Source organism: Pseudoalteromonas sp. 5Ae-yellow (genome assembly GCF_014077565.1).
Classification (GTDB): Bacteria; Pseudomonadota; Gammaproteobacteria; order Enterobacterales; family Alteromonadaceae; genus Pseudoalteromonas.
In genome coordinates this window covers 1-261 of record NZ_JACGWD010000203.1, presented here as the reverse complement: position 1 = coordinate 261, position 261 = coordinate 1, and the positions used below count along the sequence as shown (strand labels likewise).

General features: G+C 48.3%; 1 tRNA gene. It reads left to right on the top strand.

Features of this window, described 5'->3' with window-relative positions:
* Positions 1-40 precede the first annotated feature (40 nt).
* A tRNA-Glu gene (locus H4J63_RS19970) sits at positions 41-116 on the top strand.
* The last annotated feature ends 145 nt before the right edge of the window (positions 117-261 follow it).

Genomic DNA, 261 nt, shown 5'->3' with positions numbered 1-261 from the left:
CGAGTCTAAAAATTCAGTTGTCCTAGTGACACATTTATGTGTCCCCATCGTCTAGAGGCCTAGGACACCGCCCTTTCACGGCGGTAACAGGGGTTCGAATCCCCTTGGGGACGCCACTTACTATTTTTATAGTGAGTGTAGTGTTATTAAGAAAGCTCGCCTGAAACGAGTCTAAAAATTCAGTTGTCCTAGTGACACATTTATGTGTCCCCATCGTCTAGAGGCCTAGGACACCGCCCTTTCACGGCGGTAACAGGGGTT